Origin of the sequence: Streptococcus pasteurianus, from assembly GCF_004843545.1 — a bacterium.
Classification (GTDB): Bacteria; Bacillota; Bacilli; order Lactobacillales; family Streptococcaceae; genus Streptococcus; species Streptococcus pasteurianus.
This window is the reverse complement of the sequence record NZ_CP039457.1, coordinates 598,599-619,308: the sequence shown is the minus strand read 5'-3', so window position 1 is coordinate 619,308 and position 20,710 is coordinate 598,599. Positions and strand designations below refer to the sequence as shown.

At 39.0% G+C, this 20,710-nt stretch carries 21 protein-coding genes and 2 riboswitches; of the genes, 3 read left to right on the top strand and 18 right to left on the bottom strand.

What is annotated here, in order from left to right; translation table 11 throughout:
• Positions 1-415: 415 nt before the first annotated feature.
• Together nrdF and thiT are read left to right on the top strand one after the other, a co-directional pair.
• The gene (gene nrdF / locus E8M05_RS03420) at positions 416-1,378 is read left to right on the top strand and encodes a class 1b ribonucleoside-diphosphate reductase subunit beta (RefSeq protein ID WP_003063899.1); all 963 of its coding nucleotides are present in this window, start codon (positions 416-418) and stop codon (positions 1,376-1,378) included.
• 94 nt (positions 1,379-1,472) lie between these two features.
• Positions 1,473-1,570: riboswitch (TPP riboswitch) on the top strand.
• Positions 1,571-1,646: 76 nt separating this feature from the next.
• Positions 1,647-2,213, top strand: coding sequence for an energy-coupled thiamine transporter ThiT (gene thiT / locus E8M05_RS03415; RefSeq protein ID WP_041974048.1), 567 nt, complete (start codon positions 1,647-1,649; stop codon positions 2,211-2,213).
• 222 nt (positions 2,214-2,435) lie between these two features.
• Here thiT and E8M05_RS11425 read toward each other — a convergent pair whose 3' ends face one another.
• Positions 2,436-2,633 carry a hypothetical protein gene (locus E8M05_RS11425; RefSeq protein ID WP_003063895.1) on the bottom strand — a complete coding sequence of 66 codons (198 nt, stop codon included), beginning with the start codon at positions 2,631-2,633 and terminating at the stop codon, positions 2,436-2,438.
• Between the two features lie 194 nt (positions 2,634-2,827).
• On the opposite strand from E8M05_RS11425, the gene E8M05_RS03405 reads away from it, so the two are divergent.
• Entirely contained in the window at positions 2,828-3,364 is a 537-nt protein-coding gene (locus E8M05_RS03405; protein WP_003063892.1) for a LysR family transcriptional regulator, read from the top strand.
• A 57-nt stretch (positions 3,365-3,421) separates the two neighbouring features.
• Here E8M05_RS03405 and ribH read toward each other — a convergent pair whose 3' ends face one another.
• The 17 genes from ribH to E8M05_RS03320 all read right to left on the bottom strand — a co-directional run bounded on the left by ribH (position 3,422) and on the right by E8M05_RS03320 (position 20,671).
• Positions 3,422-3,883: a 6,7-dimethyl-8-ribityllumazine synthase gene (ribH, locus tag E8M05_RS03400; RefSeq protein WP_003063890.1), complete on the bottom strand. Its 462-nt coding sequence runs from the start codon at positions 3,881-3,883 to the stop codon at positions 3,422-3,424.
• 12 nt (positions 3,884-3,895) lie between these two features.
• A complete protein-coding gene (locus E8M05_RS03395) occupies positions 3,896-5,074 on the bottom strand; it encodes a bifunctional 3,4-dihydroxy-2-butanone-4-phosphate synthase/GTP cyclohydrolase II (RefSeq protein WP_003063889.1) in 1,179 nt (392 codons plus the stop codon).
• A complete protein-coding gene (locus tag E8M05_RS03390) occupies positions 5,075-5,677 on the bottom strand; it encodes a riboflavin synthase (RefSeq protein ID WP_003063887.1) in 603 nt (200 codons plus the stop codon). It lies immediately after the preceding gene.
• Positions 5,677-6,732: a bifunctional diaminohydroxyphosphoribosylaminopyrimidine deaminase/5-amino-6-(5-phosphoribosylamino)uracil reductase RibD gene (gene ribD / locus E8M05_RS03385; protein ID WP_003063885.1), complete on the bottom strand. Its 1,056-nt coding sequence runs from the start codon at positions 6,730-6,732 to the stop codon at positions 5,677-5,679. Before ribD ends, E8M05_RS03390 begins: the two co-directional genes overlap by 1 nt.
• Positions 6,733-6,949: 217 nt before the next feature.
• A riboswitch (FMN riboswitch) is annotated at positions 6,950-7,199 on the bottom strand.
• Between the two features lie 53 nt (positions 7,200-7,252).
• Positions 7,253-8,026 carry a DUF3169 family protein gene (locus E8M05_RS03380; RefSeq protein ID WP_048791503.1) on the bottom strand — a complete coding sequence of 258 codons (774 nt, stop codon included), beginning with the start codon at positions 8,024-8,026 and terminating at the stop codon, positions 7,253-7,255.
• Positions 8,023-8,265 carry a helix-turn-helix transcriptional regulator gene (locus E8M05_RS03375; protein WP_013851620.1) on the bottom strand — a complete coding sequence of 81 codons (243 nt, stop codon included), beginning with the start codon at positions 8,263-8,265 and terminating at the stop codon, positions 8,023-8,025. Before E8M05_RS03375 ends, E8M05_RS03380 begins: the two co-directional genes overlap by 4 nt.
• 280 nt (positions 8,266-8,545) lie before the next feature.
• A complete protein-coding gene (locus E8M05_RS03370) occupies positions 8,546-9,103 on the bottom strand; it encodes an NAD(P)H-dependent oxidoreductase (RefSeq protein WP_013851619.1) in 558 nt (185 codons plus the stop codon).
• A gap of 98 nt (positions 9,104-9,201) precedes the next feature.
• Complete coding sequence (locus E8M05_RS03365) at positions 9,202-10,332, bottom strand: acetylornithine transaminase (RefSeq protein WP_013851618.1); 1,131 nt, start codon at positions 10,330-10,332, stop codon at positions 9,202-9,204.
• Between the two features lie 25 nt (positions 10,333-10,357).
• The gene (gene argB / locus E8M05_RS03360) at positions 10,358-11,092 is read right to left on the bottom strand and encodes an acetylglutamate kinase (RefSeq protein WP_013851617.1); all 735 of its coding nucleotides are present in this window, start codon (positions 11,090-11,092) and stop codon (positions 10,358-10,360) included.
• Between the two features lie 13 nt (positions 11,093-11,105).
• The gene (gene argJ, locus E8M05_RS03355) at positions 11,106-12,299 is read right to left on the bottom strand and encodes a bifunctional ornithine acetyltransferase/N-acetylglutamate synthase (RefSeq protein ID WP_013851616.1); all 1,194 of its coding nucleotides are present in this window, start codon (positions 12,297-12,299) and stop codon (positions 11,106-11,108) included.
• Positions 12,300-12,369: 70 nt separating this feature from the next.
• Positions 12,370-13,392, bottom strand: a complete 1,023-nt coding sequence (gene argC, locus E8M05_RS03350) for an N-acetyl-gamma-glutamyl-phosphate reductase (RefSeq protein ID WP_013851615.1) — start codon at positions 13,390-13,392, stop codon at positions 12,370-12,372.
• A gap of 112 nt (positions 13,393-13,504) precedes the next feature.
• A complete protein-coding gene (locus tag E8M05_RS03345) occupies positions 13,505-14,683 on the bottom strand; it encodes a pyridoxal phosphate-dependent aminotransferase (RefSeq protein ID WP_013851614.1) in 1,179 nt (392 codons plus the stop codon).
• Positions 14,684-14,694: 11 nt separating this feature from the next.
• On the bottom strand, positions 14,695-15,477 hold the full coding sequence (locus tag E8M05_RS03340; protein ID WP_013851613.1) for a carbon-nitrogen family hydrolase: 783 nt from the start codon (positions 15,475-15,477) through the stop codon (positions 14,695-14,697).
• A 151-nt stretch (positions 15,478-15,628) separates the two neighbouring features.
• Positions 15,629-15,817, bottom strand: coding sequence for a hypothetical protein (locus E8M05_RS03335; RefSeq protein WP_003063866.1), 189 nt, complete (start codon positions 15,815-15,817; stop codon positions 15,629-15,631).
• A gap of 45 nt (positions 15,818-15,862) precedes the next feature.
• Positions 15,863-18,481, bottom strand: coding sequence for an alanine--tRNA ligase (gene alaS / locus E8M05_RS03330; protein ID WP_048791501.1), 2,619 nt, complete (start codon positions 18,479-18,481; stop codon positions 15,863-15,865).
• Between the two features lie 357 nt (positions 18,482-18,838).
• A complete protein-coding gene (locus tag E8M05_RS03325) occupies positions 18,839-19,900 on the bottom strand; it encodes a peptidyl-prolyl cis-trans isomerase (protein WP_048791500.1) in 1,062 nt (353 codons plus the stop codon).
• Positions 19,901-19,969: 69 nt separating this feature from the next.
• The gene (locus E8M05_RS03320) at positions 19,970-20,671 is read right to left on the bottom strand and encodes an O-methyltransferase (protein ID WP_013851610.1); all 702 of its coding nucleotides are present in this window, start codon (positions 20,669-20,671) and stop codon (positions 19,970-19,972) included.
• Positions 20,672-20,710 lie beyond the last annotated feature (39 nt).

The following is a 20,710-nucleotide window of genomic DNA, read 5'->3' as shown; positions in this document are numbered from 1 at the left end:
TTACGTGTCGTAACCTTTTCCAATACTCGTATTGGTCCTAAAGGACCTAATAGCAAGACGTAAAACGTTATAGCGAAATGGTTAACTCCTTTACCAACTCCATTAATCAACTAGTATCAAATCGATTAATTATGTGGTGTGACTTTATCGAACAACTATTAGCAAGTCATAATGACATGGCGTAATCTTTTAAAAACTTATACTTGTTCTACAAAAGCTAAAATCAAACAGTAACTACTTTCGCTTAGGAATTCAAAAAGGTGTTAGCATTGGGGTAACTTTCACTCTTGGCAAAATACCTTGCTCTTGCTAGGTTAGCTTACTCCATGAAAAAAACAATCTTAAAAATTTAAATACTATTTCTGAAATCCCAGTCGTTTGGCTGGCTTTCTTAATCACTTTTAGGAGAATATAAATGTCACAAACTTATTATGAAGCCATTAATTGGAACGAGATTGAAGACATCATTGATAAATCAACTTGGGAAAAGTTGACGGAGCAATTTTGGCTTGATACGCGTATTCCGTTATCAAATGACCTTGATGATTGGCGTAAATTGTCAGCAGAGGAAAAAGACCTTGTCGGAAAAGTCTTTGGCGGATTAACTTTGCTAGATACCATGCAATCTGAATCTGGCGTCGAAGCGATTCGTGCGGACGTCAGAACCCCCCATGAGGAAGCTGTTCTGAATAACATTCAATTCATGGAGTCAGTTCATGCCAAATCTTATTCATCGATTTTTTCAACACTTAACACAAAATCTGAAATTGAAGCCATTTTTGAATGGACAAATAGCAATGACTACCTGCAAAAAAAGGCAAAAATCATCAATGATATTTATGAAAATGGAAACGCACTACAAAAAAAAGTTGCCTCTACCTTCTTAGAAACTTTCCTATTCTATTCAGGTTTTTTCACACCACTTTATTATCTTGGCAATAATAAATTGGCAAACGTTGCTGAAATTATCAAATTGATTATCCGCGATGAATCTGTTCATGGCACTTACATTGGCTATAAATTCCAACTTGGTTTCAATGAATTATCTGAAGAAGAACAAGACAATTTTCGTGAGTGGATGTATGATTTACTTTATCAACTTTACGAAAATGAGGAAAATTATACCAAATCGCTGTATGACGGTGTTGGTTGGACTGATGAAGTATTGACATTCTTACGCTACAATGCCAATAAAGCTCTGATGAATCTAGGGCAAGATCCTCTTTTCCCAGATACTGCTAATGACGTTAACCCTATTGTTATGAACGGTATTTCAACAGGAACGTCTAATCACGACTTCTTTAGTCAGGTCGGAAATGGTTATCTCCTTGGTTCTGTTGAAGCCATGCAAGATGACGATTACAATTATGGTCTCTAGTCTGAACTAATTTTGAAAATGTGTGATAACTTTTAAAAAACATGAAAACTAATCTTGACAAGAAACTATCTTCCATGCTAGACTATAGGTGATTAGATTCACAAAGGAGTGCCTCTGGCTGAGATCGCATTTGCGAAATCCTGATAACCTGATCTCGTTAGTACGAGCGTAGGGATTGTGACATGACCGTTTTAAACTTTGTTTTGAATATCATTGCACATATTATCAGAAAATTAAGCTCCTTTGTATAATAAAGGAGCTTTTAATGATGTCGTCAAAAAATTCTCAACTGTCTGCTTTGATTGAAACAGCTTTGGTAGCTGCTTTAGCCATGGCTTTATCTTATATTCCAGATTTTGCAAGCTGGTTCACACCGTCGTTTGGAGCTATTCCCTTGGTTCTCTTTGCACTACGTCGAGGAACAAAATATGGCATATTAGCTGGACTGATTTGGGGCTTGCTGCATTTTATCCTTGGTAAAGTTTGGTATTTAGCTTTATCACAAGTACTTATTGAATATATCCTTGCCTTTGTTTCCATGGGATTAGCTGGGATTTTTACCGTTCCTTTTCAAAATGCTCTGGTCAAGGACAATAAAGGACGTGCTTTATTTTACGCAACAGGTGGTGCTGTTTTAGCTGTCTTTGTTCGCTATTTCTGGCACTTCGTCGCTGGCTTTATTTTCTGGGGCAATTATGCGCCAAAAGGAATGTCGCCTTACTGGTATTCATTTACCGTTAATGGAACAGCTGGGATTTTAACCTTGATTTTTGTTATTTTAGCGCTAACTATTATCATTCCGACACAAGGAAAACTTTTCTTAGTTAAGAGATAAAACAAAAAAACACGTTTGTAGCGTCAGATTGAAGAAAAAGTCCATTTTGGATATTTTTCTTCAATCTTTTTTTCTTTTTGTTAAAAAATAAAAAACCTTAGGAACACCGTTATATCAGCATTTCTAAGAGTTTATTCAAATCGATAGATACACTCTAAATTTACAATATTTATACTGTTGAGAGGGTTTGTCTACGCTCTGACACGTTTGTAGCGTGTTTTTTTAATTGACCTTGAGACGACGATGATAACAGCGGTAAAAAAGTACAACCCACATCATGGCTTGCGAGAAAATGGTCATGCTCAATAGCATACCAATGGCTTTTATAGCAATATCCAAGCCAATCCATTCATTACAATAGCTTCTTGCAGCTGCTTCTGCTGCATTTGTGGTCACAACATTAGTTAATTCTGAATACATCTAGACATTGGTGAAAGAAACGAGCATAACAATAGCACCATAAATAATTTGAGCTACCGAACTGTTAAAGTCATTAGCTACTAAAGATGTCGTATTCGATATATCATATAACGTAAAAGTGCCACAATGAGAAACACTCAGGAAAAATACGATTAGGTTCGGTAGCCCCTGGTCCGCTTTACATTGCTGAAGATGTGGCATCCGAGCATATTAGCATTGATAATAATTTGCTTTCGGAAAATGATGTCATTGCTAAATTGCTGTCTCAAGATTATCAGCTCATTTTTACGCACCAAGAAATTCAAACAGATGACATCGAATCGCTTTATGTCGGCACGGAAAGTTTACGTGTTAACAGTGATGCCATAGTTGTCCCAGCTAATAAAACCGAAACGACGTTTCAAGAAATGGCTGGTTTTAGTTTCGTGGTTCTTCGCGACATTGGCATTTGGCAACGAATTATCGAGGACAATATTCCAAATGCGAAATTCATTTACCAAGCTGAAGTTGATGATTTCAATGAAATTAGGCGCTATTCGAGTTTGCCGTATTTCACAACCAATATTACGCAGCTCACGCGCGAAAGGCAAGTACACAATCGCCGTTTAGAAATGCCAATTACCGACGAAACTGCACAGATTGATTTTTACCTTGCCTATCTGAAAACAAACAAATCACACTTCAAAGTGGACATTACCGCCATTCAAACCGCCTGGGCACATTTGAAATGAGAATGACGAAATAGCTGAGTGTTCTTGCTCAGCTTTTTGCTATCTATCACGTTTGTTTTAGAGTTGTTTTGCTAGGTTAATCATTTCAAGCACACCTTGTGCGCATTCGCTGCCTTTATTTCCTGCTTTTGAACCTGAGCGTTCGATGGCTTGCTCAATATCTTCTGTCGTAATCACGCCAAACATAACTGGAATATCGCTTGTGAGATTGATTTGCCCGACACCTTTTGCCACTTCATTACAAACAAGATCGTAGTGACTAGTTGACCCACGAATAACACTGCCAAGTGTGATAACACCGTCGTATTTTCCACTTGCAACGATTTTTTTCGTCATAAATGGAATTTCAAAAGCACCTGGAACCCAGTAAACATCAATAGCTTCTTTAGCTACTTCGTTACGAATCAAGCCGTCCATTGCTCCACCTAATAATTTCGAGGTAATAAATTCATTAAAGCGTGCAACGACGATAGCGATTTTAACATCTTTTCCAATAAATTTCCCTTCAAATGTTGTCATGATTTTTTCTCCTTAAACGATGTGTAATAAATGATGAAATTTTTCTTGTTTGGTTTGCAAGTAAGTACGATTTTCAACGTGCGCTGGAATTTGTAACGGTAAGCGTTCGACAATCTCGATACCAGATTTTTCAAGCTGTTCTAGCTTATCAGGATTGTTAGTCAACAGCTTAATTTGTTTAATGTTCAAAAAGGACAATATGTCTGCTGCAATCTGGTAATCACGCTCATCTGGCGCAAAACCAAGCTCAAGATTGGCATCATAGGTATCAAATCCTTTTTCTTGCAGCTGATAAGCTTTGAGCTTATTTTTAAGACCAATACCACGTCCTTCTTGGCGAAGGTATAAAATCGCTCCGCATCCAAGCTTATCAATTTTCTTCATCGCTGCGTGCAGCTGCTCACCACAATCACAACGTAAAGAGCCAAAAATATCACCTGTCAAACATTCCGAATGCAGACGAACTAATAGTGGTTCATCAGACGTCAGGTCACCTTTTGATAACAAGAGGTGCTCACGTTTTTTCTCATCTTCAAACAAGCGAAGCTTAAAATCACCATAAGCCGACGGTAACGTTACCTTTGGGCTATCTTGAAAGCTCACATAACGTGCGATATCTCCCACTTCAATCATGGTCAAATGCCATTTTTCAGCATAAGCGTGCAAATCAGCTTTTCGTGCCATGGTGCCATCATCTTTTAAAATTTCGCAAATATAAGCTGCTTCTGTGCTACCAGCCAAACGTGCTAAATCAAGACTAGCTTCTGTATGCCCACGCCGTTGCAAAACACCGCCGCTTCGTCCAACCAAAGGAAACATATGCCCAGGTCGGTGAAAATCACTAGCTTTACTAGCCTTAGCAGCCAAAGTTTGAATGGTCTTAGCACGGTCAAAGGCTGAAATACCTGTTGAGGTTTCTTTATGGTCCACGCTGATAGTAAAGGCGGTGCCATGCGCATCAGTATTTTCTGCTGACATAGGAACAAGTTCCAAACGCTCAGCAATGCTTTTAGCTACTGGCGCACAAATCAAACCACGCGCGTGCTTGGTCATAAAGTTCACATTGTCAGCGCTAGCCAATTCGGCTAAACCAACCAAATCCCCTTCTGCTTCGCGGTCATCATCATCAACCACCACGATTAATTTTCCTGCTTTCAAATCAGCAAGAGCTTTTTCGACATCCTTAAACATTTATTGTCCTCCCATTTTTGTAACTTGTGCTTGCATGTATTTGGCTAAAATATCCGTCTCGATATTGACCTTATCGCCTTTTTTGAGTCGAGCCAAGTTAGTTTCTTTCGCCGTATGCGGAATCAGCGACACGCTAAATTGCCCAGACGTCACCGACACCACCGTCAGACTAACCCCATTGACTGCGATTGAGCCCTGCCCCACGATTTGCCCTGCGAGTTTTTGGGAAATAGCAAAGCTGAGCACGATAGCATTTTCATCGCTGTGTTTTTGGATGAGAGTTGCGACACTATCAACGTGCCCCGTCACAAGGTGCCCTTCAAAACGTGCATTAGCAGCCATAGCCAGCTCAAGATTCACCAAATCACCGATACGACATTCTGAAAAAATAGTGCGCTTAAAAGTCTCTGGCATAATATCCACCGTAAACGTATCACCTGCTTTAGCCACACAAGTCAGACAAACCCCATTGATTGCCATACTATCACCGACTTTGTAATCCGCTAATAATTTTCGTGAAGCTTTGCAAGTTAATTTGATACTGTGTTGCTGTTTGACGATTCGGCTGATACGCCCTTGTTCTTGAATTAATCCTGTAAACATCACAACCTCCTTTTGACTGACAAACGTAGATTAGTGCCAATTGTTTGAACTGAAAAATCCTGCAAATCGTAAACTTGTTCAACCTGACGAGAACTTGCCATAGCAGCTCTGCCATTGCCACCAATCACCTTAGGGGTCACGTAAGAAATGAGCTCATCCCATAAATCGCTCGCTAAAAATGCATCATGAACCTGCGCTCCGCCCTCGACATAAACAGACTGAATCTTTTTCTCATAAAGCGCCTGCAAAATGTTAGCAATGGAAAAATTAGATAAGGCTATAACCGTGATATGCGCAGGCAAATTCGCAACTTGTCGCCTACTAAAAATGTAAACTGGCGCTGATTGATTTTTAAAAATTTGTAGCTCTCGTTTGTCAAAAATGCGCCCTGTTTCGTCCAAAATCACGCGTACTGGCGGATACAAACTCGTCCCAGCGCCCAATAATTGTGGGTTATCAATCAAAACTGTGTCAGCACCAACCAAAATGGCTTGGTAATCATCTCGCTCATCATGAACAAAACGGTTGGTTTCATCATTGGTCAAGGCAGTTCGTTTGCCAAGCACCGCAATTTTCCCATCCAAACTCACCGCTTGTTTCAAAACCACGTAAGGGCGCTTGTATTCATGGTAAAAATTATAATGCGGATTAAGTGCGCGTGCCTCATTTTCCAAAACTTGTGTGACAACCTCAATTCCTTGACTTTTCAAGAATTCTAAACCTTTTCCAGCAACCAAAGGATTGGGGTCAAGCTGTCCAACAACAACCTTTTTAATGCCTGCTTCAACAATCGCCTGCGTACAAGGCGGCTGCTTCCCAGTATGATGACAAGGTTCCAGAGTCACATAAAGAGTTGAATTGGCTAGTTCTTCAGGGACTTCACAATGCAAAATCGCATTTTTCTCAGCATGCTCGTGACCATACTGCAAATGCGCACCACGAGCAATCACACGACCATTTTTAACGATAACCGCACCAACTAAGGGATTGGTATAAATCTGCCTAAAGCCTTGTTTAGCTGCTGCAATTGCCTGTGCCATATAGTTTTCGTGCATAAAAGCCTCCTTTCTAGCAAAAAAATCCCAATGAAAACAAGCTTAGCGACCTTAGCCAAAGCAATTTCATCGGGATAATTCATTTTTACCATTGCATCAAGCAACACCAAAAAACAATAATTGTAATCAAAAACCTCGTAGCAATACACTACGAGGCAATCAAAGACAACTAAAAAAGTATTCCAAAAAGCAAGAGCCTTGCCCTTTGACACTCTATCAATTTCTTCTCCCATCCAGACTATACTGTCGGTTCTGGAATCGCACCAGATCAGCTTGCGCTCACGGACTTATCTTTGCTCATTTGATTATCAAACAAAGTTGATTGATGATTTGCTTTTAGTCTAGGCGACACCTTGCAGACATAACTGGTGTTAGGCAAGAGGCGTCAACAACGAATAAAAGCAAATAGCAATCAACGACAAAGAATCACCGTCGGTCGGGAATCACACCCCACCCCGAAGAAAACTATTCAATTCTTTTTTAGATTAGCACGATTTAAAAACGCTGTCAATCATTTTTCTTATTTTCTGAAATATTTATTAACAAAGCGAATGTTCGCAAGATTGATATAGAGATAGATTGCTGTCGTTACGACCAAACCTGAAGTGACATCAACTGAGCTAAGTGTTGCTAACACACACAACACAATATAAACAAATGGTAAATACTGATTAAGATTAAAAACAATCAAGAATGCTTGTTCATAATTTGCTTGAAGCTCCCCTTCATCATAAGAATAAGCAAATTCCTTTACTTCTTTAATTGTCGGAAAAGTTGATAATTTATAGTGACGAATTTTCTGAGTTAATTTAAATATCATCACTTGAAAAATAATTAGCAGAGCTAGGAAAATGATATCTTTTACATATGCTGTAAGATTAAGGGCAGCACCGCTAACAATCCTATCATGGAAACCGTAAACATCACCAAATATTGAAAGGAGAATTAACGCTACTGAGACATTGTAGAAAATTGTTGCAAACTCTAAATTTTTAAATGTCTTGCGATAAACCTCATAACTATCATCTTCATCAGCATCATCACCCATGCTTTCATAACGATTATGGTAATGGTTTGCTTGATACATAAACCATAATGTAACAATAATTGAAATAGCAGTAATCCCATAAGCCAAAGCCATAAAAGTATCATAATTAAACGTTAACACATTATCGCCAAAATCAACACCAAAATAACCAATAACAATAAGCCCACCTGCAAGCGCACTAACTACGAAGATTCCAAACCACGTTAAGATACGTTGTGCAATTGTTAATCTTTTTGTTTTTTTCATTCTTCTTCTCCCTCTTCATCAAGACTAAAAACATTTTCGACAGGTTCGTTGAATATGTGTGCAATGCGCAGAGCGATAATCACCGATGGCGTGTATTCATTGCGTTCTAGGAGACTGATCGTTTGCCTAGAAACCTTAGCTAATTTGGCTAGTTGAGTTTGATTTAACCCATCACGCGCCCGCAATTCTTTAAGACGATTTTTTAAGACCAAAATACCCTCCATTCTAGTAACTAACAAAAGTTGCTTCCTTTTTAGAAATTGTTTTTTAACAATTCCTTCCTCCTAGGATTTGGTGCTTCTGATGTTAAATAAGCACCAAAAATAGCAAGAAAAATAAGAAACCAATTTTTATCCGACATATAATCTCCTCCCTTTTGTTGATTTGATTATAACATCGTTTTTTATTTTTGACAAGCATCTTTGTCAAAAATGAAAAAATATTTGTCAAATAGTATATAATTCTTGTCAAATAAAAACTCAGATTAAATAATCTGAGCTCCTAAAATATCAATATTTTTTACAAACCATTCACCAACGCCACCAATTTTTGGGCATGTCCTTGTGATTTTACAACCATTTCTTGTGCTTTGTTAGCGTCCTCTCGAAGTGAGTAAGAAACACCATGTGTGACAATGTGACCTGCATAGTTTAACTGTGTTAATTTCGCTGTCAAACGAATTGGTGCCAAAAGGTCATCAATCGTCGTGCCTGCTTCTGCGCTATAAGCCGCTTCTCCTGCTCCAGTTGTCAAAGATGCCACCAAATATTTTCCTTTCAAAGCATCACCAGTTGAACCATGTGAAAAGCCGTGAACAAAGACCCTTTCAATCCATTTATTAAGCAAAGACGGCGTCATATACCAGTACAATGGGTATTGGAAAATAATCACATCAGCCTCTCGCAATTTATCCTGCTCTGCTGCCACATCAATCTGATAATCAGGATACAAATCACTCAAGATGTCCAATTCCACCTCTGGCAAAGCTTTCTTCACTTCTTCCAAAATCGTTTTATTGGCTAAAGAATCATTTTTCAAATCGGGATGCCCTGCAACAATTAAAATATTTTTTGACATATTTTTACCTCTCATATTTTCAGAAAATTATATACATTTTCAACCAATTTGTCAACTTAAAAAGAAGTTGAGACAAACTTGCCCAACTTCCCTAGCTTTTACGCAAAAACCTCTGCCAAAATGGCTACGCCTTGGTCTATTTCTTCCTTCGTCAAGGTCAATGGTGGCAAGAGACGAATAACATTTGTTCCTGCTGTCAAGACAATCAAGCCTTTATCACGTGCTTTTTCGACCAATTCGGCAAGATTTTCAGTCGTTTCAATCCCAATCATGTAACCAAGACCACGAACATCAGTCACTTTTGCATTGCCAGCCAAAGCTTTCTTCAATTCAGCTTGCAAGTAATTTCCATTGTCAAACGCTTGTGGCAAGAAACCGTCAGCCAACATAATATCGAGTACGCTTGAGGCTACTGACATGACAAGTTTATTACCACCAAAGGTTGAACCATGGCTACCGTAAGAGAAAGCAAAACCAAGTTTTTCCTTGGCTAACATGGCACCGACTGGTACACCATTTCCAAGACCTTTTGCCAAAGTGAAAATATCAGGCTCAATGCCATAATGTTCAAATGAGAACAATTTACCAGTACGTCCCATACCAGTTTGCACCTCATCAACAATCAGCAAAATACCTATTTCTTGGCAAAATGCGCTTAATGCTGTCACAAAACCTTTGTCAGCTGGACGAACACCTGATTCCCCTTGAACCAATTCCAACATAATCGCGGCAGTATCATCGGTTACCAAGCTTTTCACGCTATCTAAATCATTGTAAATCGCATAGCTAAAATGTGGCACGCCATCACCAAAACCAGTTTTAATTTTGTCTTGCCCAGTTGCGGACATTGACCCAAAAGTACGACCATGAAAAGAATTAACAAAAGCAATGATTTCTTGCTTGCCAGTCGCCTTACGTGCAATTTTAATAGCAGCTTCATTGGCTTCAGCACCACTATTGGCAAAGAAAGCAAGATAATCTTTATTCCCAATCAACTTGTCTGCCACTTCTTCTTGCAAAGAATTAAGGTACAAGTTTGGTGTGTGCCAGATTTCTTCAGCTTGTTTTTGTAAGGCAGCTTTTACTTCTGGGTGAAAACCAAGATTTGTCACACCGATTCCTGTTGAAAAATCAAGGTATTTCTTGCCGTCTTGGTCAAAAAGGTAATTTCCTTCTGCCTTGACAAATTCAACGGCTGCGCGTTTATAATTTTGAAATAATTTTGTCATTGTTATCTTCCCTTTCATGCTAGAGTTAGCAGATGATTGAAGTTCCTGTTACCAGATTGTCGCCAATCAATACCTCACCAACACCTGCTAAAACGGTATTTACCGCTGATTCAATCTTAGGAATCATGCCTCCTGTGATCATTCCTTGGTCAATCTTATCTTGAAATTCTGTCGAAGAAAGGCTATCGAGCACCGCACCATTTTCCAAAACACCTTTAACATCAGTCATCAAGACTAATTTTTCAGCACCGAGGGCAACGGCAACAGCTGTTGCAAGATAATCCGCATTGATATTTAGCATATCACCATCTTTAGAATAGCCAATTGAGGCAAGGACAGGTAACATTTGATTCGCCAACATTTTTTCCAAGATTTCCGTCTGAATTTGTGAAACATTGCCAACATAACCGTAAGTTTCTTGGTCTAAGAAATCAGCCTGAACGACTTTTTCAATATCAGACAAGAGTTGAATGCTATCAATAGACGACTGGTTAAGTTTTTTAACCAAATTTTCTCCAACGATATTTAACAAGGCATAGCTAACAAGCTTCATGTCAGATTGGCTCGTCACACGCAGACCGTTGATTTTCTTAACAGGCACGTGCTCTTCTTCCATTAATTTGTTAATCGCAAAGCCCCCACCATGAACGATAACCAACTGCTTGCCTGCTTCTTTCCATTTTTTGATTTGATTAATAAAGTCTTGCGAAAGGTGCTGACTAGCAACACCTCCGATTTTAATCACAATAATATTTTCCATATGTTTCTTCTCTTTATGTGCGATAAAGGGCATTAATTTTCACGTAGTCGTACGATAAATCACAGCCCCAAGCTTTTCCTACTGCTTCACCAGAATGCAAATCAACCGTAATCGTAATCTCATCCTCGTGCATGATGTCTTGCATTTCCTCAACTTCAAAGTCAACTGGGCTTGATTTTAGCATAACAGGAATGTCGCCGAGGTAAATGTCAATGTTGTCAACTGGAACATCAACACCTGCATAGCCAACCGCTGCTAAAATACGTCCCCAGTTAGGGTCCTCTCCAAAAATCGCTGTTTTAACAAGACTTGAACCAACGACACTTTTTGCCATCATACGGGCATCAAGGGCATTAGGTGCATTCTTGACATTGACTTCAATGAGTTTGCTTGCACCCTCACCGTCTTTGGCGATTTTCTTAGCCAATTCTTGCATGACGTAATTAAGCATTGCTGAGAATTTATCAAATTCTGGTGTATCTGGCAAGATTTCTTCATTCAATGTACAACCATTTGATAACACTAAGACCATGTCATTTGTTGATGTATCACCGTCAACCGTAATTTGGTTAAATGTTGTTTCAACATTTTGGCTTAGCGCAAGCTGCAAGGTCTCACTTGAAATATTCGCATCACAAGTGATAAAAGCAAGCATGGTTGCCATATTTGGATGAATCATTCCTGAACCCTTCGCTACACCAGCCATGGTCACTTCATCACGACCAAATTTTTCTGTGACAGCAACGGTTTTAACCATAGTATCTGTTGTTAAGATAGCTTTCGAGAAATCATCAGAATTACCATTAACAACAAGCTTAGAAAGCCCAGTTTTAAGAGTATCCATTGGCAACAAATCACCAATAACACCCGTTGAAGCAATACCGACCAAATCAGGCTCAACGCCTAATTTTTCAGCTGTCCATTTTTGCATAGTATAGGCATCTTCCATTCCTTGCACGCCCGTACAAGAATTTGCCACTCCTGAATTCACAACGATTGCTTTCATCTTTTGCGCTTTTTTAATGGAATTTCGTGTCACAATCAATGGCGCAGCAATGACTTTATTTGTCGTGTAAACACCTGCTACACTAGCGGGAACTTCTGAAACAATCCAACCAAAATCAAGTTTTCTTTTCTTAAATCCTGCATGCAAACCGTCTGCCGAAAAACCAAGAGGGCTCGCAACATTTCCTTCAATCACTTTCATCTTCTTATACCTGTAACACGTAAGGAACTCATACTTCCCAATAACCTTCTGTGCTACTTCCTTTCTATTTCTATAAATAATTCGGTGAAATCAACAAACCTTCTGTTTCGTTCCAACCATTCATCAAATTCAGATTTTGCACGGCTTGACCAGCAGCGCCTTTAATCAAATTATCGATAACAGATACGACCGTCAGCACATTTGTGACATCATTGTAAACAAAACCAATATCTGTAAAGTTTGAACCGATAACATTGTGCAATTCTGGCAAATCATCTTGGATGCGAACAAAAGGTTTGTCCTTGTAAGCATCCTTGTAAATGGCGTATAATTCCGCTTCGCTCAATGGTTTTTTCAATTTAACATAAGAAGTCGCCATAATCCCACGGTTAACTGGCAACAATGACGTTGAAAACTGAATGTGGTGTAACTTCTTGCTAAATAATTGCAATTCCTGCACAATTTCAGGAATATGCTGATGACGGTTTAATTTGTAAGTCACGTAGTTATCATGCACATTGACAAAGTGACTTGATTCTGATAAAGCTTTACCAGCCCCCGTCAAACCACTTTTTGCATCAACGATGATAGAATCTTCTTCAGCCACACCAGCTTTTAGCAATGGAATCAAGGCTAATTCTGTTGCTGTCGCATAGCAACCAGGGTTTGAAATGAATTTCTTACCTTGGACATCTGTAAATTCTGCCAAAGCATATGTAAATTTATTCAACACATCATCACTAGCTGGTGTTTTTTTATACCATTTTTCATAAGAATCAGCTGGCAAACGATGGTCTCCCGACAAATCAATCACTGGGAAATCAGTTTCAACAAATGGCTGCGCTAACTGGCTAGCCACCCCACTTGGTGTCGCAAAGAAAACCAAATCTGATTTTTCCATGATTTCTTGAGCATTAAATGCCTCAATAACTAAGTCACAAACACCAACAAGGTAAGGGTATAATTCTGACAATCGTCGGCCGATTTCCTTAGTTGCATGAATCGAAGCAATCGTAACATTTTTATGATTATTCAATAATTTAACTAATTCGAGACCACTATATCCAGTGATACCAACAATTGACACCTTCATAATATACACTCCTTGAATAAATATGTATTCAATTTTATAGTATATTTATTCATAAGTCAAGTGTTTTTTGCATAAAAAACAAAAAAAGCATAAATTTTCACTTATGCTTTCACTATTTTTCAAATAATTTCAGTTTGTTAATTCGCTCGACGGCTTCGACAAGGCGGTCTGGTTCGACGAGCAAGCCGATTCTGACGTATCCGTCTCCTTGTTCTCCAAAACCTTTTCCTGGTGCGACAGCAACATGAGCTTCATTTAATAGCAAATCTGCAAAGCTTTCGCTGTCATCCCCTTCTGGTACGGGCATCCAAGCATAGAATGACCCTTTTGACTCAAAAGCATGCCAACCAATTTTTTCTGCTGCTTGAACAAAAGCATGGCGACGCTCGTTGTATTTCTGATTTAACCCTGCGATTGCTGCTTTTGCTTTTTCATCTAAAAGAGCTACTGCTCCCGCATCTTGAATAGCAGGGAAGATACTTACAAAAAGGTGGTCTTGTAGCAAATTAAGCGCTTCAATCAATTGTTCATTTCCTGCCGCAAATGCCAAACGCCACCCTGCCATATTAAAGGTCTTAGAAAAAGTGTATAACTCAATGCCGACATCTTTAGCTCCAGGTGTTGACAAAAAGCTTGGATTCTCATAACCGTCTGCCCCTAAGGCACCATAAGCAAAATCGCTAACTACCCCAACCTCGTATTTTTTAGCCCAAGCGACGAGTTCTTCGTAAAACGCTGCAGTTGCAACCGCACCTGTCGGATTATTAGGATAATTAACATAGATGAATTTCGCACGTTTAGCTATTTCTTCAGGAATAGCTTGCAAGTCTGGTAAGAAATTATTTTCAGCTTTTAACGGAAATGTCTCATAGTTGATTTTTCCAAGCGACACACTTGAGAGATAATCTGGATAACCTGGGTCTGGCAACAAGAGCAATTCATCAGGATTCATTGTCGCCAGAGGAAATTCTACCAAGCCAATCTTTGCGCCACCAAGGACACAAATTTCCTTTTCGCTATCAAGATTTACATGATAATTGTCCTTATAAAATTGACTGGCTGCCGCTTTAAAATTACTATTTCCACGAAATTGCGAGTATTTATGAGAAGCAGGATTTTTGGCTGATTCAACTAAAGCATCAACAATGTAATCATAAGTTGGCTGATCTGGATTGCCCTGTCCAAGATTGATGACATCATAGCCTTCTGCCACTTTGGCATTAACTTTTGCGACAAGACTAGCAAAAAACTGTTCTGGCAATTCTTGTAAAATCTTTGATTGTGAAAACACCTTAATTCCTCCTAATGATACAAATCTGGCTTGCGGTCAGCAAAAACTGGAATGTGACCTCGATTTTTTTCAACTTCTGTCAAATCAAGTTCAGCCGTAAAAATTCCCTCTTGATTATCTGGCACTTGTAAAACGATTTTCCCCAATGGGTCAATCACCAGAGAATGCCCAGAAAAATGGTCTGAAATGCCATCGCCAACCCGATTGACAGCCACGACAAAGGCTTGATTTTCAACCGCACGCGCTCGCAATAAAATCTCCCATTGCTCTACACGTTCTTTGGGCCATTCAGCTACTACAAATAAAACCTTAGCACCGCTAGACATCAAGGTTCTCACCCATTCTGGAAAACGAATGTCATAACAAATCACACTAGCTGCTTTGACATCATCTAGTTCAAAGACACTTTCTTTATTGCCTGCTTGCAGGTACTCATCTTCTACCATTAAACCAAACAAATGCACCTTATCATAATCAGCAATCACTTGCCCCTCTCGATTAAACACATAGGTCGTATTAAAAAAGTGATTCTCTTTTGCCGTTGCGACCGAACCAGCCACCAAATTAACATGGTACTTCTTAGCAAAATTTCCTAAATCCGTTATCGTTTCTTTCCCATTAACATCAGCAATATCTGCCAGCTGTTTCAAGGCATAGCCAGTATTCCACATCTCAGGAAGAACAATCACATCTGGCGCATCATGCACCGCTTTTTCCAATAACTCCAATACTTTCTTTCTATTTTGCTCAGGATCCGCTTCACGGATAGCCATCTGAATAAGTGAAACTTTCATTTTTCCCTCAATTCTATCTTCTGTGAAAATATTCTGAAATCTTAGTGACTATTATAACAGTCTAAAAATCCCTCGTAAAATAGTTATTTTAAATAGACTCGATAGTTAAAAACTATAACTAAAAAACCCACCTTTTTAGGTGGGCTTATGTTTATTTTCCGCTATCTTGTAACATTTTTATCAGACTGCTGAGGAGGCTGCCTTCTGCTAAAGCGACTAGTAAGGTTACCCAATCAACATGACCTTGCAGAGCATCTACAATAATAATGTAAGCAAGAATCAGCAGCGTTATGCCGATAAAAGCGATAGCTAATTTCAAAAGTGTGTTTTTAGATTTCATCTGACAAAACAACTCCTTTATCAGTCAAAGACTGCCTAACGGATGTTACAGATTTTCTGCTACTGCTGCAAAAAGGTCTGCGATTTTAGCAGCATCTGAACCACCGGCCATGGCCATGTCTGGTTTACCACCACCACGACCTGATACGATTGGTGCCAAAACTTTAATCAAGTTACCAGCATGAACATCTTTTGATTTGCTTGCTACAAGGACATTGACTTTTTCGCCAATAGCTGCTGCCAAGACAAGAACGTCAGAATAGTCTTTTTGTTTCCAGTTGTCAGCAAATGTACGAAGGGCACCTGCATCAGAAACAGTTACTTGGCTAGTGACAAAGCGAAGACCGTTTGCTTCTTTAACATCTTTGAAAACGTCACCAGCTTGTGCTGCTGCTGCTTTTTCTTTCAATTCAGCATTTTCTTTTTGCAATTTGTGCAATTGTTCTTGCAAGCTTACTACTTTCTTAGTAACTTCTTTCAATTGAGGCACTTTAAGAGTTTCAGCAATTGCTTTAAGGTCTTCTTCTTCTTGACGGTATGCTTCAAAGGCTTCTTTACCAGTTACAGCAAGGATACGACGAGTTCCTGAACCGATACCTTCTTCTTTAACAATCTTGAAGATTCCGATTTCAGCTGTATTTGAAACGTGTGTACCACCACAAAGTTCAATTGAGTAATCGCCGATTGTTACAACACGTACGTTTTTACCGTATTTTTCACCGAACAAGGCCATAGCACCCATTGATTTAGCAGTATCAATGTCAGTTTCAACAGTCTTAACTGGAATAGCATTCCAGATTTGTTGGTTAACTTCTTCTTCGATTTGACGCAATTCATCAGCAGTTACTGCTTCAAAGTGAGTGAAGTCAAAGCGCAAGAATCCTTCTTCGTTAAGAGAACCAGCCTGAGTAGCGTGTTCACCGATAACGTGGTGAAGTGCAGCGTGAAGCAAGTGAGTAGCTGTGTGGTTTTTGATAACACTGTGACGACGTTTGCTATCAATTTCAAGTGTGTATGTCGTACCAACTGACAAGCTTGCGAGAACATCAACTGTGTGAAGAGCTTGACCATTTGGAGCTTTTTGAACATCTGTCACGCGAGCAACGATGTCACCTTTATCATTTTTAATAACACCGTGGTCAGCTACTTGTCCACCCATTTCAGCGTAGAATGGAGTTTTCGCAAAGACAAGCAATACTTGACCTTCTGAAACAGCTTCAGTACGTTCGTTATCAGCGATAATAACTGACAATGTAGAATCAAGAACTTCTTCAGTGTAGCTAAAGACTGATTCTTCAGTAATGCTTGACAATGTTTCGCTTTGCATACCCATTGAACCACCTTTAACGACGCTTGCACGCGCACGTTCTTGTTGTTCTTTCATAGCAGCTTCAAAGCCAGCGTGGTCAATCTTGAAGCCTTTGTCTTCAGCCAATTCTTCAGTCAATTCAACTGGGAATCCATATGTATCATACAATTTGAAGATATCTTTACCTTCAACAGTGTCTTTACCAGCTGCTTTCAAATCAGCCAACAATTGGTCAAGCATGTTTGAACCAGCATCGATTGTACGTGCGAATGTTTCTTCTTCACGACGAACGATTTTTTCGATAAATTCACGTTTTTCAAGCACTTCTGGGTAGTATGATTCCATGATTTTACCAACAGTTGGAACCAATTTATACAAGAATGTTTCGTTGATACCAAGGCGACGACCGTGCATAACTGCGCGACGAAGCAAACGACGAAGCACATATCCACGACCTTCGTTACCAGGAAGAGCACCATCACCGATAGCAAATGAAAGTGAACGTATGTGGTCAGCGATAACTTTAAAGCTCATGTTGTCGCCATCTGGATCATAAGTTTTACCAGATAATTTTTCGATTTCACGAATGATTGGCATGAAGAGGTCAGTTTCAAAGTTTGTTTTAGCCCCTTGCATAACCGCAACCAAACGTTCCAAACCGGCACCCGTATCAATGTTTTTGTGTGGCAATTCTTTGTATTCTGAACGTGGAACAGCTGGATCAGCGTTAAATTGTGACAACACGATGTTCCAGATTTCGATGTAACGATCGTTTTCGATATCTTCAGCAAGAAGTTTGATACCAACGTGGTCTGGGTCAAAGTCTTCACCACGGTCAAAGAAGATTTCAGTATCTGGTCCTGAAGGTCCAGCACCAATTTCCCAGAAGTTGTCTTCGATTGGAATCAAGTGACTTGGTTCAACACCAAGTGAAATCCAACGGTTGTAAGTGTCTTTATCATCTGGGTAGTAAGTCATGTAAAGTTTATCTTTAGGGAAGTCAAACCATTCTGGACTTGTCAATAATTCAAATCCCCAAGTGATTGCTTCATCACGGAAGTAATCACCAACAGAGAAGTTACCCAACATTTCAAACATTGTATGGTGACGAGCTGTTTTACCAACGTTTTCGATGTCATTTGTACGGATAGCTTTTTGAGCATTAGTGATACGTGGGTTTTCTGGAATTACTGAACCATCAAAGTATTTTTTAAGTGTGGCAACACCTGAGTTGATCCACAACAAAGTTGGGTCGTTTACAGGAACCAAGTTTGCAGAAGGTTCAACAGAGTGACCTTTTGATTTCCAGAAGTCTAGCCACATTTGGCGCACTTGCGCACTAGTCAATTGTTTCATTTTATCTTTCCTTTTCTTGTTACTAAGCGATGTTACAACGCTTGCCATAGATTGAAATCATCTTTTATGCCATTAAGGATACAAAAAACGGCAAGTCCATCTCATAGAGGGTGACGTTAGCCACGGTACCACCTCTTTTCAATGAACCTGTCATTCTTCATTTATCTCTTAAATTGTTTTTTCTTGCATTTGACCCTGGTAACTCGGTTACCAATATTGACAATTAGAAAACATGAGTAGCACATTTTTAACTTCATCCATGGCTCGCAGCAACCGCCACTTTTCTGAATCTGAATTTTTAAAAACGATTCTCAATCTTTTTAATTGTACTGTATTTTAAGCTTCTGGTCAAGTAGCTTATTCAGCTGAATCTGTAGATGATTCAGTTGTTGATGATTCTTCTGTTGAACTTGATGAGCTTGCTTCAGAAGAAGTTGATGAAGCTTTTGATGATGAAGCTGAAGAACTTGATGATGAGCTTGTTGCATATTGTGAAAGAATACTTGCAAAGGTGTTATCTTTAATCTTCACGTTAGCTTTATCAAGAGCTTTAGCAATAACTTGATTTTGGAAGTTTGTGTCGTTTTGATATTTAGCCATGATAGCTTTCTTCAAGCGTTTTTTGTATGTCTTCCAATCAGAGTTTTTATCTGTTTTCTTAGTTGTCTTAACGATGTAGTATGTGTATGAATATGTTGAAGAATTCATTACTTTGATAACATCTGAAACTGAACCTTCATTTTGTTTGAATGCAGCATCCATAACATCTGTTGGAAGTTTTGTATCTGCTGAGTCAAATGTGTATTCAGTTTTCTTAGCTATTGTGTTTTCTTTAGCGATTTTATCAAAATCAGCGCCATCCGCAGTTGCTTGATCGTGAACTGAGTTAGCTTTGTCTTCGTTGCTCAAAGCAATAACTGTAGCTGTTGTATCAGGGGTGTAATCTTTGTAAGCTTCTTTGTAGTTTTTAGTTGTCAATTTATCTTTGGCAGCTTCTTTAACAGCATATTCCACTAACATTGATGTGCGAATTTGTTGCTTGTAAGTATCTGTTGTCAAACCAGCAGCTTGAAGTGCACTTGAGAATGATGAACCATATGATGAAGCAGTTTTATTGTAAGCTTCAGTCACTTCTTTATCTGAAACTTTGCTTCCATATTGGTCTTCAAAGACACGTGACAAAATCAAGTTCAACATTGTTTGTTGTGAAGATTTTGAACTTTTTGCAGCACTGTAGAAGTCTGATACTGTGATAGTATCACCTTTCATGGTAACAAGAGCTTTTGTTTCTGAATTGCTGTTAGTAGCAAGGTAAGTTACACCTGCACCGATAAGAGCTGAAGCTACTGCAATTGAAACACCTTTGAAAGCTTTACTTTGGATAACTTTCTTAAACCCTGATTTTTCTTTGTTGGCCATTGTTATTAAACTCCTTAATTTGTCTTTAACTCCACTAGTATATCACAATAACTTAAATATTGCTTAATTTTACAGTGATATATCTGCTGTATTTTTACGAATCATCAATAATCCGTCGCTTAACGGAAGTAAGGTTGCTGTTAAATTTGGATTATCCAGTGTCGCATCAAACAATCGTTGAAGCCCACGATAGATTGTCCGTTGTCCGCGGCGCACTTCTTCGATTGGCTTGACAATATCCCCGCCTTGGAAAACATCATCAAAGACAATGACTCCGCCGACTTTCAAATGTTTCAAGACTTCTGGCAGAAAGACAATGTATTTTGATTTCGCTGAATCCATAAAAACAAAGTCAAATTCCCCATCAAGTGTCGAAAGAGTATCAACGGCATCTCCTTCAAGCAAAGTAATTTGTTTGCGAGTGTCATACTTAGCAAAATTTTCCTTGGCGAAGGCAATCATTTCAGGATTACGGTCAAGTGTCGTAATCTTCGCATCTGGGGCATTTTCTGCCATTAAAAGTGCTGAAAATCCGATAGCTGTGCCAATCTCTAAAATATTTTTTGGCTGCAATGTTTGCATCAAAAAACGAAAATAAGCCACAACTTCATGCTGAATAATAGGGATATTTTCTTGATGAGCAAATGCTTCCAATTCTGCCAGATAGCCCTCATTTTGCTTCTGATGTGTTCGCATATAGCGAACAATGTCTTCTTTCACTACGGGACGACGCATATTGTGATTTGCTGTTTTTGAATATGATTTAACCATAACTCTTATTATATAGCAAAATAAACCCGTTGTGAATAG

Bases quoted from the DNA above. Each gene is read 5' to 3' on its own strand.
- nrdF (WP_003063899.1), top strand. From the start codon at position 416: ATGTCACAAACTTATTATGAAGCCATTAATTGGAACGAGATTGAAGAC.
- thiT (WP_041974048.1), top strand. From the start codon at position 1,647: ATGTCGTCAAAAAATTCTCAACTGTCTGCTTTGATTGAAACAGCTTTG.
- E8M05_RS11425 (WP_003063895.1), bottom strand. From the start codon at position 2,633: ATGTATTCAGAATTAACTAATGTTGTGACCACAAATGCAGCAGAAGCA.
- ribH (WP_003063890.1), bottom strand. From the start codon at position 3,883: ATGACAACATTTGAAGGGAAATTTATTGGAAAAGATGTTAAAATCGCT.
- E8M05_RS03395 (WP_003063889.1), bottom strand. From the start codon at position 5,074: ATGTTTAAGGATGTCGAAAAAGCTCTTGCTGATTTGAAAGCAGGAAAA.
- E8M05_RS03390 (WP_003063887.1), bottom strand. From the start codon at position 5,677: ATGTTTACAGGATTAATTCAAGAACAAGGGCGTATCAGCCGAATCGTC.
- ribD (WP_003063885.1), bottom strand. From the start codon at position 6,732: ATGCACGAAAACTATATGGCACAGGCAATTGCAGCAGCTAAACAAGGC.
- E8M05_RS03380 (WP_048791503.1), bottom strand. From the start codon at position 8,026: ATGAAAAAAACAAAAAGATTAACAATTGCACAACGTATCTTAACGTGG.
- E8M05_RS03370 (WP_013851619.1), bottom strand. From the start codon at position 9,103: ATGTCAAAAAATATTTTAATTGTTGCAGGGCATCCCGATTTGAAAAAT.
- E8M05_RS03365 (WP_013851618.1), bottom strand. From the start codon at position 10,332: ATGACAAAATTATTTCAAAATTATAAACGCGCAGCCGTTGAATTTGTC.
- argB (WP_013851617.1), bottom strand. From the start codon at position 11,092: ATGGAAAATATTATTGTGATTAAAATCGGAGGTGTTGCTAGTCAGCAC.
- argJ (WP_013851616.1), bottom strand. From the start codon at position 12,299: ATGAAAGTGATTGAAGGAAATGTTGCGAGCCCTCTTGGTTTTTCGGCA.
- argC (WP_013851615.1), bottom strand. From the start codon at position 13,392: ATGAAGGTGTCAATTGTTGGTATCACTGGATATAGTGGTCTCGAATTA.
- E8M05_RS03340 (WP_013851613.1), bottom strand. From the start codon at position 15,477: ATGAAAGTTTCACTTATTCAGATGGCTATCCGTGAAGCGGATCCTGAG.
- E8M05_RS03335 (WP_003063866.1), bottom strand. From the start codon at position 15,817: ATGAAATCTAAAAACACACTTTTGAAATTAGCTATCGCTTTTATCGGC.
- alaS (WP_048791501.1), bottom strand. From the start codon at position 18,481: ATGAAACAATTGACTAGTGCGCAAGTGCGCCAAATGTGGCTAGACTTC.
- E8M05_RS03325 (WP_048791500.1), bottom strand. From the start codon at position 19,900: ATGGCCAACAAAGAAAAATCAGGGTTTAAGAAAGTTATCCAAAGTAAA.
- E8M05_RS03320 (WP_013851610.1), bottom strand. From the start codon at position 20,671: ATGGTTAAATCATATTCAAAAACAGCAAATCACAATATGCGTCGTCCC.